Source organism: Umezawaea sp. (genome assembly GCF_036375055.1).
Lineage (GTDB): Bacteria > Actinomycetota > Actinomycetes > Mycobacteriales > Pseudonocardiaceae > Umezawaea.
Genome location: NZ_DASUSQ010000129.1, coordinates 40,168 through 50,291 on the forward strand (window position 1 = coordinate 40,168; position 10,124 = coordinate 50,291).

Here is a 10,124-nt window from a genome sequence, read left to right on the forward strand (position 1 = left end):
GCATCGTGAACGCCAAACCGGCCGATCTTCCCGACGCCGCGCCGCCGCCGAGCGACGTGGACCGGCTGCTGGCCGGGGCGCACCACGATCCGCACTCGGTGCTGGGTGTGCACCAGGTCGGCGGCGGCGTCGTGGCCCGCGCGCTGCGGCCGGGCGCCAAGTCCGTCGCCGTCGTCGCGGGCGAGAACAGGTGGGACCTGCCGCGCGTGGTCGACAGCCTGTTCGCGGGCAGGCTCCCCGAGCACCCCGGCGACTACCGGTTGGAGATCGACTACGACGGCGACACCGTCACGGTCGACGACCCGTACCGGTGGCTGCCGACCGTCGGTGAACTCGACCTGCACCTGATCGGCGAGGGCCGCCACGAGCGGCTGTGGGACGTGCTGGGCGCCCACCACCGCGGCTACGACACCCCGTTGGGGCGCGTCGAGGGAACGTCGTTCGCCGTCTGGGCGCCGACCGCCCGCGGCGTGCGCGTGATCGGCGACTTCGACGGCTGGGACGGCCGCGCGAACCCGATGCGCTCCCTGGGCTCGTCGGGCGTGTGGGAGGTGTTCATCCCCGGCATCCCGGTCGGCACCAGGTACAAGTTCCGCATCCTCGGCGCCGACGGCGCGTGGCACGAGAAGGCCGACCCGATGGCGTTCGGCACCGAGGTGCCGCCGCAGACCGCGTCCGTCGTCACGGTCTCGAACCACGAGTGGAACGACCTGGAGTGGGAGACCAGGCGCGAGGCCACCACGTGGATCAACGCGCCGGTCAGCACCTACGAGGTCCACCTCGGTTCCTGGCGTCCCGGTCTGAGCTACCGCGAACTCGCGGTGGAGCTGGCCGACTACGTCGTGGAGACCGGCTTCACCCACGTCGAGCTGCTGCCCGTCGCCGAGCACCCGTTCGGCGGCTCGTGGGGCTACCAGGTCACGTCGTACTACGCGCCCACGTCCCGCTTCGGGTCGCCGGACGACTTCCGGTACTTCGTCGACGTGCTGCACCAGCGCGGCATCGGCGTGATCGTCGACTGGGTGCCCGCGCACTTCCCGAAGGACAGCTGGGCGCTCGCGAAGTTCGACGGCACCTCGCTGTACGAGCACGCCGACCCCCGGCGCGGCGAGCAGCCCGACTGGGGCACGCTCGTCTTCGACTTCGGGCGCAACGAGGTGCGGAACTTCCTGGTCGCGAACGCGCTGTACTGGATCGAGGAGTTCCACCTCGACGGGCTGCGGGTCGACGCCGTCGCGTCGATGCTGTACCTGGACTACTCGCGCGAGGAAGGGCAGTGGCTGCCCAACCAGTTCGGCGGTCGGGAGAACCTCGACGCGGTGCGGTTCCTCCAGGAGCTGAACGCGACGGTGTACCGGCGGCACCCCGGCGTCATGATGATCGCCGAGGAGTCGACGGCGTGGCCGGGGGTGTCCCGGCCCACCCACCTCGGCGGGTTGGGGTTCGGGTTCAAGTGGAACATGGGGTGGATGCACGACACGCTCCACTACCTGGGCCGCGAGCCCATCCACCGGTCGTTCCACCACAACGAGATCACGTTCTCGCTGGTGTACGCGTGGAGCGAGAACTTCGTGCTGCCGCTGTCGCACGACGAGGTGGTGCACGGGAAGGGCTCCCTGTGGCAGCGGATGCCGGGGGACGACTGGAACAAGGCCGCCGGGCTGAGGACGCTGCTCGCCTTCATGTGGGCGCATCCGGGTAAGCAGCTGCTGTTCATGGGTGGGGAGTTCGGGCAGCCCGAGGAGTGGTCCGAGTCGAAGTCGCTCGACTGGCACCTGTTGGATTCGCCGCTGCACGGTGGGGTGCGGAAGTTGTTGGGCGATCTGAACCGGGTTTATCGGGCGTCGCCCGCCCTGTACAGCGCTGACAACAAGCCTGAGGGTTTTTCGTGGATCGACGCGAACGACTCCGCTGGAAACGTCTTGAGCTTCGTCCGCATCGGGGAGGACGGGTCGCAGTTGGTGTGCGTGGCCAACTTCTCCGGGCAGCCGCACCACGATTATCGGGTGGGACTGCCTTCCGCTGGGCGGTGGCTTGAGGTGGTGAACACGGATTCCGCTGTTTACGGTGGGTCCGGGGTGGGGAATCTCGGGGCCGTGACCGCCGAGGAGCACCCCTGGCACGGGAGGGAGTTTTCTGCCGTGTTGCAGTTGCCGCCCGCTGGGGTGTTGTGGTTGGCCCCCGAGGGGGAGCAGGTCTGATCGTGGGTTTGGGGACGGCCGCTCCTGGTGGGGCGGCCGTTCCTTCGTGAGTACCGGTTGTGGTGGATCGGGGTGTGCCGGTCCCAGCGCAGAGGCGGTGGCCTGCCCGATCAACCGGTGCAAGGAGCAGATCCCGAGTGAAATCGGCCTTGGTTTCAGTAAAGCCGTGGCTCGCCGCTGGTTGCTGGTTGACTTTCAGGCCTTCGCCTCGTTAGCGGTAGCCGGTGTCGTTCGCCGGTTTTCCGGTGTCTTGCACCTCTACCACGTAGCGCCAGGCGTCTGGTTGGGTGCCGTCCGTGTCGGTGACGTTGTAGATCGGGGCCAGTTGGCCGCTGGAGACCGTCTTGCCGTTCCACCTTCCCCTGTCGGGGTCTGCTGCTAGTGCTGCTACCACTCGGCCCACGTAGGTCGGGGATTCCGAGATGCAGAAGTGTGGTTCTGCCTTTGTTGCTTCTCGCCAGTTCTCCTCGGTGACGCCGAAGGCGTCCAGCATCATTTCCGAGCGGAGCCAGCCGGGGGTTACCGCCGTTGCCGTCGCTCCGTGTGGTGGTAGTTCCACGCTCTGGGCCAGTGCCATGCGGCCCACGGCCGTTTTGACCAGGTCGTAGAAGAAGCCTTCTCGGTGGCGGTAGGCGCTGTTGTACTCGGCCGTGCCGTCGGTCATCTCGATGACGAGGCCTCCTGGCCTGCGGATCAGCAGGGGGATGGCGTGGTGGCTGGTGATGGCGTGGGTGTCGATGCCCAGTCGCAGCATGTGCAGGCCCGCGTCCAGCCGGTGTTCCCACAGGGTCTTGCCGAAGTCCGCGTAGGGGTCGCCGCCGAAGATGTCGTTGACCAGGACGTCCAGGCGGCCCTGTTCGCGGTCGATCCCCTCCACCAGTGCGCGGACCTCGTCCGCTTCCACGTGGTCGACGCGCAGGGCTTTGCCCTCGCCCACCTCGTTGATGAGGTCGCCGGTGTCGTCGATGGTTTCCCGGCGGTCCATCTCCGATCTGCCCGTGGCACGGCTGCTCCTGCCCGTCGCGTAGACGAACGCTCCGGCCCTGGCCAGTTCCACCGCGATCGCCCTGCCCGCACCCCTGGTGGCGCCCGCGACCAGGGCCACCCTTCCCCTCAATGGTGTGTCCATCCGGACAGCTTGCCGTCAGTCGCGCCGCCGCGCCGGCACCGGTACCCCTCCCGTCCACTGTGGAGGTACTAGCCCAGTTCCGCCAAGCGGTCCAGGACTTCGGCCAGGGTGCCTTCGGCTTCCCACACCGCGGTGGGGCGGTTCTCCACAACGGACTGGCGGATCAGCCTCGCCGCCTGGGCGTCGGTGTCCGAGCGGACGCGCAGGACGTCCAGCCACAGGCCGTTCTCGGCGAAGTACACGAGTTCGTCGACGTCGTGCGGCGGTTCCGGCGAGCGCTTGAGCTGCATCCTCCACCCGCGCACCTCGCAGAGGTGTTGGAGGCGCCCGATCTGGGCCAGTTGACCTAGGGTCAGCATCACGGCGGAGCCCGTTCCGGTTGGGAACTCGCGCTGGGCGGCGGTGGTTCACGTGGTGTCGACGTGCTCGCTCAGTCTTCGCGAGTTCACAGATGACCAATACCACGTGACGAGGATTTGTCTACTTCTCGCCCACCGGCCGAGCGGCGGTCGACAGATCCGGGGTGGTGGGGTATGCGAGCCTGTGCGCAAAACTGCGGAATAGATCCGTAACACCTTTAGACCAATTCAATACCCCGTCGCGGATATTGCATCAACCGGGTGAAGTCGAACGTCATTCAGGGCGATGTTCCGGTTGATGTGCAGACGTGTCCAACGAGTTCTGATTACATTGCCGATCTCGACGATCGCACCATGGTCGGGATCGAGTGCCGGAGGCATAGCAGCAGGCAGACAGCTCGGTCTTGACCCTGGCGCCATTGCCGGAACCGCATTCGCCCCGCTCACCGAATCGGGATGACCGTGTTCCTGACCAAGCTCGACATCAACACCGGATCGCGCGAGTTCCGCCGCGACCACGCCAACATCCACGACATGCACCGAACGGTCATGTCGGCGTTCCCGAACATCACCGAGGCGACGCCGGCTCGGCAGGCGCACGCCGTGCTGTGGCGGCTGGACAGCACGAACGACGGATATGTCCAGTACGTGCAAAGTCGCACGGAACCGGACTGGGGCGTGCTGCCCGAGGGCCACCTGACGGCGCCCGCCGAGGTGCGGCCGTTGCGACCGGTGCTGGACGCGGTGACCCCTGGGCGGCGGTTGGCGTTCCGGATCGTCGCCAACCCGACCTGGTGCGAGGCCAAGTCGCGCAAGCGGCTGGTGCACCGCGAGCCCCAGCGGCAGGTCGAGTGGTTGATGCGCAAGGGCGAGCAGCACGGGTTCGTGATCCCGAACGCGGGCGCCGAGCCGGACGTGGCGCCGTCGCCGATCCCGACGCTCGTCGGTCGCAAGAACGCCGCCACGAAGATCACCGTCGAGGCGGTGCGGTTCGACGGGCACCTGGTCGTCACCGACCCGGACGCGTTCACCGAGGCCGTCGTCGCGGGGATCGGGCGCGCGAAGGCCTACGGGTGCGGACTGATCAGTCTGGCGCCCGCGGAGTCGTGACCGACCGGTCGGTCCCGGCGTCCGGCAGCGCGATCCACTCGGTCCACGTCAGATCGCGGCCGACGTAGCGGGGCTCGGTGAACGGCCACGCCCGCGCGATCCACGCCGGGACGAACGAGTCGAGGTCGGTGTCGTCCTCGGTCCACCACGAGATTTCCGCGTCACCGCCCACCTTCCGCGGCGGATCCACGTAGACGCAGCCGAACAGCTCGGTCTCGTCGGAGTTGAAGAGCGCGTAGTTGAAGGACTCGTGCTCCTCGGCCTCGCGCTCGTGGCGGGCCAGGTCGTCGCGGTCCTGCTCGTAGGTCATGGTCTCCGGCGGCCAGCCCCACGCCTCGCCGTAGACGGCCCAGAGCTTCTCCCGCGCACCCATGACCAGCGGGTGGTCCAGGTCGACGTCGGTGGCCCTGATGGGTCGCAGGTGCCGGTCCGCGGTCACGGGCACGGTGGTCGGGTGGACGAAGTCAGCGGGCAGCCAGGACATGCGCGGAGCGTACAAGCGGACGTGGTGGACGTCGCGCTATCGGCTGTTCGACGCCGAGCGCCCCCCGATCGGGGCACAATGGTGCGATGCGACACCGATCAGGACGGCTGGTTCGGCTCGCGACGCTGGTGACGGCGGTCGCGGTGGTCGGCAGCGGGTGCACGGTCGCGGTCAGCGGCCAGCCGAGGGCGGCACGGGTCGTCGCGCGCGACACGACGTCGACCGGCGTTATCCGGGGCAGCGACGGCGGGCAGATCGACCAGCTCGCCGGTACGGCGCTGGCCGACATCGACCGGTTCTGGGAAGAGGCGTTCCCCGCCGCGTTCGGCAAGCCGTGGGAGCCGTTGAGCGGCGGGATCTTCTCCGTCGACACCGCGGACGCGTCGGCGAAGCCGCCGCCGTGCACGGAGAAGGCGTCCGACGTCGAGGGCAACGCGTTCTACTGCCCGTCGGCGGACGCGGTCGCCTACGACCGCGCGGCGCTGCTCCCGGTGTTGCAGGACAAGTTCGGGGACGCGGCCGTGGTGATCGTGCTGGCGCACGAGATGGGCCACGCGGTGCAGAAGCGGATGGGCATCACGCCCGAGTCCGAACGCGCCAACCCCGGCAGGTTCCCGACGATCCTCACCGAGGCGATGGCGGACTGCTTCGCCGGGTCGTTCACGAAGTGGGTCGCCGACGGCAAGTCGAAGTCGCTGGACATCGGGCAGGACGCGCTGGACTCCGCGCTCGGCGCGCTGATCACGTTCCGCGACCCGGTCGGGACGTCGCCGACCGACCAGCAGGCGCACGGCAACGCGTTCGACCGCGTGTCGGCGTTCCAGGACGGGTTCCAGAAGGACTCGAAGTTCTGCGGTGCGATGACCGTGCAGAACCGGGTGTTCACGCAGTCGACGTTCACCAACGTCGAGGACCGCGACCGCGGCGGCAACCTGCCGTTCGACGAGATGATCGTCCAGCTCACCCCGGACCTGAGCGCCTACTACCAGGGTGTGATCACCTCGCTCGGCAAGACGTGGGTGCCGCCCAGGTCGACGAAGGTCGGCACGGAGCCGAACTGCTCCGGCGACCAGGGGCCGGTGGCGTTCTGCAAGGACGAGAAGTCGGTCGAGATCGACGTGGAGGGCGACCTCCTCAAGCTGCACGAGCAGATCGGTGACTACGCGACGGGTCTGCTGATGGCCAGCCGGTACGGGCTGTCGGCACTCGCGCAGGCCGGGAAGCAGACCGAGGGGACCACCGCGGGCAGCAACGCGCTGTGCATGGCCGGCGCGTACACCGGGGTCGTCCTGGCCCGCAAGCAGGGCTTCGGCCTCTCCCCCGGAGACATGGACGAGGCCGTGCAGGTGCTGCTGGCGGCGAACTTCCCGACCCGTGACGCGAAGGGTCGCTCCGGGCTGGAACCGGGCTTCAAGCGAGTCGAGGTGTTCCGCACCGGTGTGTTCGAGGGCGACAAGGCGTGCGGCATCCGCTGATCGGCTCCGGGGCGCTCCGGGCGGGTCGCCGTCCCGCGCGGTCGCCCCGGTGGGTTCGCCGCCTCACGCTGTCACTCGAATGAACCAAGTAGGGTGCGCGAAGCAGGCGAAACGCGGACCGGAATGGGGACCCTGGGATGACGCGGCGGGCTTGGCGAGGTGCGGCGCTCGTCGCGGTGGTGTCGGTGGCGGGCTTGGTCGGCGGCTGCGCGACCACCGTCGGCGGCACACCCAAGGCTGAACGCCCGGACATCACGAAGATCGCCGGTCTGGACATCACCACCGGCGAGAGCGGCGCGAAACCCGGTGTGCCGGACGCGACCCTGCCGGTGGAGAACGGCGACGGCGGCGAGATGGACCGGCTGGCCCTCAACGCGCTCGCCGACGTCGAGGCGTACTGGGCCGAGGCGATGCCCGCGAACTTCGGGGGCAAGAAGTTCGAGCCGGTCAAACGCCTGGTGTCCTACGACTCGACCGGCGACGGCGTCGAGATCTGCCGCACCAGCACCGCGGGCGTCGCCAACGCGTTCTACTGCTCGCTCGACGACAGCATCGCCTGGGACCGCGGCGAACTCCTGCCGATGCTCAACGACGCGTTCGGCCCGATGTCCGTGGTGACCGTGCTGGCCCACGAGACCGGCCACGCCGTGCAGTACAAGCTGGGTGCCGAGAGCGGCATCACCCAGGCCACGGCGACCATCATCAAGGAGCAGCAGGCCGACTGCTACGCGGGCAACTTCTTCCGCTGGATCGCCGAGGGCAAGTCCGAGCACTTCCGGATCTCCACCGGCCCCGGCCTCAACCAGGTGCTGGCCACCATGTTCTTCATCCGCGACGCCGCCGGGACGAGCGCTGAGAAGCAGGGTGCGCACGGCAGCGCGTTCGACCGGGTGGCGGCGTTCCAGTTCGGCTTCTCGTCCAACCCCGCGCGGTGCGCCAGGATCGACGAGGCGGAGATCGAGGAGCGCATCACCCAGCAGACGTTCAGCCCGGACGACCAGTCGAAGGGGCAGATCGCGGTCGCCGAGCGGAAGAACCTGGACCTGCTGGAGAGCAGCCTGCGCGACGCCTACAAGCAGACCGGCGCGGCGCCGCCCGCGTTCAAGGAGGGCGCGGCGAGCTGCCCCGACGCGCAGACCACCTCACCCGCCGCCTACTGCCCGAGCACGAACCAGGTGTCGCTGGACCTGGCGGAGCTGACGAAGATCGGGGCGGTGCCGAAGAAGGGGCAGAAGGGCGGGATCGGCGACTTCGCCGCGTTCGCCGAGATCGCGTCCCGGTTCACGCTGTCCATCCAGAAGGCCACCGGCTACCCGCTGGACGGGCCCGCCGCCGGGCTGCGGACGGCGTGCCTGACCGGGGCGTGGGCCGGGACCACGACCAAGAGCACGTCGAAGCTGCGGCTGTCCGCGGGCGACCTGGACGAGGCCGTCGCGGAGCTGCTGGCCGACAAGAGCCTGATCGCCGCGGACGTGAACGGGGCCGTGGTGCCGTCCGGGTTCGCACGCGTCGAGGCGTTCCGCGACGGGTTCTTCGACGGCGGCAACGGCATCTGCACGCGCAAGTACTCCTGAACCGGACGCGGTGGGGGGAGCACGTGCTCCCCCCCCCGCCCGGCACTAGAACAGGGCGCTGGCCAGGTTCCGGCGAGCGGCGGCGACCCTCGGGTCGTCGACCGGGAACAGCTCGAACAGGCCGACCAGGTGCTCGCGGACCTTGTTGCGGTCGTCGCCGTACACGCGGCGCACGGTGTCGACCAGGCGCTTGAACGCGCCCTCGACGTCCTGGTTCACGATCTGGAGGTCGGCGGCGGCGAGCTGGGCGTCCAGGTCGTCCGGAGCGGCGTCGGCGCGGCTGACCGCGTCCTGGTCGATCGCCTCGGCGCGCGCGGTGAACCGCACCTGCACGAGGGCGGCCTTGGCCTCCTCGTTGGAGGGCTCGACCGACAGGATCGCCTCGTAGGCCGACTCGGCAGCGGCGAAGTCGCCCTGCTCGAACGCCTCCTCGGCCGCGACGAACCGCGGGTCCTCCGGCTCCTCGACCGGAGCGGCCTGCGCGCCCGCACCGTTCTCGGCGGCGGCGATGCCGGGCAGCTTGTCGCGCAGCGCGTCCAGCAACCGGACGATCCACTGGTCGAACTCGGCCTGCGGCAGTGGCCCCGCGAACGCGTCGATCGGCTGCCCGGCCGCCACCGCGACGACCGTCGGCACCGACTGCACACCGAACGCCTGCCCGATGCGCGGACTCGCGTCCAGGTCGACCCTGGCGAGGATCCACGCACCGCCGCTGTTGCGGGCCGCCGCTTCCAGGACGGGCGACAACTGCTGCGCCTCCGGACTCCACGTGGCGGTCAGTTCGACCACCACCGGGATCTCCATGGACCGCTCGACCACCGACTGGAACGTCGCCTCGGTGACGTCGAGAACCCACGGACTGGGCCCGCCGGAGGGAGCACCAGGAGCGGGGGGCTGAGCCGCGGGACGCTGACGAGCCGCGTCAGCACGCGCCTTGAGCGCGCCGAGATCCACCGCCCCGGAGAGCGCGGCGGACAGAGCTGCAGTTTTACGAGGGTCTGGCCTTGTCACGCCGTCCATCCTGGCACGAGTACCCACGGCCGGGTGCAGGGACCGGGTCGAGTCGCGACGGATTGCGCCACACGGCTTCCCCCATTCACCTCCACGTGTCACCCACGAAGGCGAGAGTTCTGCTAGAAGACGCCGAAGCGGAGGTCCCCTGAACGTGAAGACCCCCCGAGATACGGGGTAGGGAGGGGGTACGACAGTTTTCGAAGACGAGAGATGGCGGACGAGGCACGGCGAGGCAGGACGAGGCACGGCGAGACTGACGGGAGACGGGGAGCCGGCGGAAGACGGCGGGAGCAGACGTGACTGCCGGGAGCCAGCAGGAGCGGACGTGACAGCTGGCAGCCGGCAGGAGAGCCGGGAGTTCGAACAACCACCACGGCAGGCGGACTCGCATGACCACCTGCTCGACCTGGCCGGATGCGAAGCGTGGCCGGTTTTACTTGGGGGATTCGACCCTTACCCTGGTAGATCGGGCAGGGTGGCACCACCTGCCCTTCAGCCCAATCAAAGGGTCAAATCCAGGGGCCCCAAGTCAAACCGGCCACACCACGACGTTGGCGACCAAACCGTCTTTCACGCACCAACCACGTCACCGGCCACACCGCCTTCACGCAACACGCAGCAGATCCTGGGCAAACCGCCCACGACTACGCTGCCAACCAAACCACGCCCCACCCCACCAGGAGGTTTTCGCGGTGACCACCAGCGCGGATCTGCTCACGCTGTCCCCCGTCATCCCGGTAGTCGTCGTGGACGACGCCGACCACGCCGTCCCCCTGGC

Annotated in this window: 8 protein-coding genes; 4 read left to right on the plus strand and 4 right to left on the minus strand. The window is 69.0% G+C overall.

Going from position 1 to position 10,124, the window contains the following annotated elements; all coding sequences use genetic code 11:
• The first annotated feature begins 5 nt into the window (after positions 1-5).
• Positions 6-2,201, plus strand: a complete 2,196-nt coding sequence (glgB, locus tag VFZ92_RS32310; RefSeq protein ID WP_330879929.1) for a 1,4-alpha-glucan branching protein GlgB — start codon at positions 6-8, stop codon at positions 2,199-2,201.
• A 211-nt stretch (positions 2,202-2,412) separates the two neighbouring features.
• On the opposite strand, the gene VFZ92_RS32315 is transcribed toward glgB, so the two are convergent.
• The gene (locus VFZ92_RS32315; protein ID WP_330879931.1) at positions 2,413-3,330 is read right to left on the minus strand and encodes an SDR family oxidoreductase; all 918 of its coding nucleotides are present in this window, start codon (positions 3,328-3,330) and stop codon (positions 2,413-2,415) included.
• A 68-nt stretch (positions 3,331-3,398) separates the two neighbouring features.
• Positions 3,399-3,620: a hypothetical protein gene (locus VFZ92_RS32320; protein WP_330879933.1), complete on the minus strand. Its 222-nt coding sequence runs from the start codon at positions 3,618-3,620 to the stop codon at positions 3,399-3,401.
• 525 nt (positions 3,621-4,145) lie between these two features.
• Here VFZ92_RS32320 and cas6e point away from each other — a divergent pair.
• The gene (gene cas6e, locus VFZ92_RS32325; protein WP_330879935.1) at positions 4,146-4,799 is read left to right on the plus strand and encodes a type I-E CRISPR-associated protein Cas6/Cse3/CasE; all 654 of its coding nucleotides are present in this window, start codon (positions 4,146-4,148) and stop codon (positions 4,797-4,799) included.
• Here cas6e and VFZ92_RS32330 read toward each other — a convergent pair.
• Positions 4,774-5,283, minus strand: a complete 510-nt coding sequence (locus VFZ92_RS32330; RefSeq protein ID WP_330879938.1) for an N-acetyltransferase — start codon at positions 5,281-5,283, stop codon at positions 4,774-4,776. The two genes, cas6e and VFZ92_RS32330, sit on opposite strands and share 26 nt — an antisense overlap.
• 86 nt (positions 5,284-5,369) lie before the next feature.
• On the opposite strand from VFZ92_RS32330, the gene VFZ92_RS32335 reads away from it, so the two are divergent.
• Both VFZ92_RS32335 and VFZ92_RS32340 read left to right on the plus strand, forming a co-directional pair.
• Complete coding sequence (locus VFZ92_RS32335; RefSeq protein WP_330879940.1) at positions 5,370-6,758, plus strand: neutral zinc metallopeptidase; 1,389 nt, start codon at positions 5,370-5,372, stop codon at positions 6,756-6,758.
• 137 nt (positions 6,759-6,895) lie between these two features.
• Complete coding sequence (locus tag VFZ92_RS32340; protein WP_330879942.1) at positions 6,896-8,332, plus strand: neutral zinc metallopeptidase; 1,437 nt, start codon at positions 6,896-6,898, stop codon at positions 8,330-8,332.
• 45 nt (positions 8,333-8,377) lie between these two features.
• Here VFZ92_RS32340 and VFZ92_RS32345 read toward each other — a convergent pair whose 3' ends face one another.
• Positions 8,378-9,343 (minus strand): co-chaperone YbbN, encoded by a 966-nt coding sequence (locus VFZ92_RS32345; RefSeq protein WP_414720079.1) that lies wholly within the window; start codon positions 9,341-9,343, stop codon positions 8,378-8,380.
• Positions 9,344-10,124 lie beyond the last annotated feature (781 nt).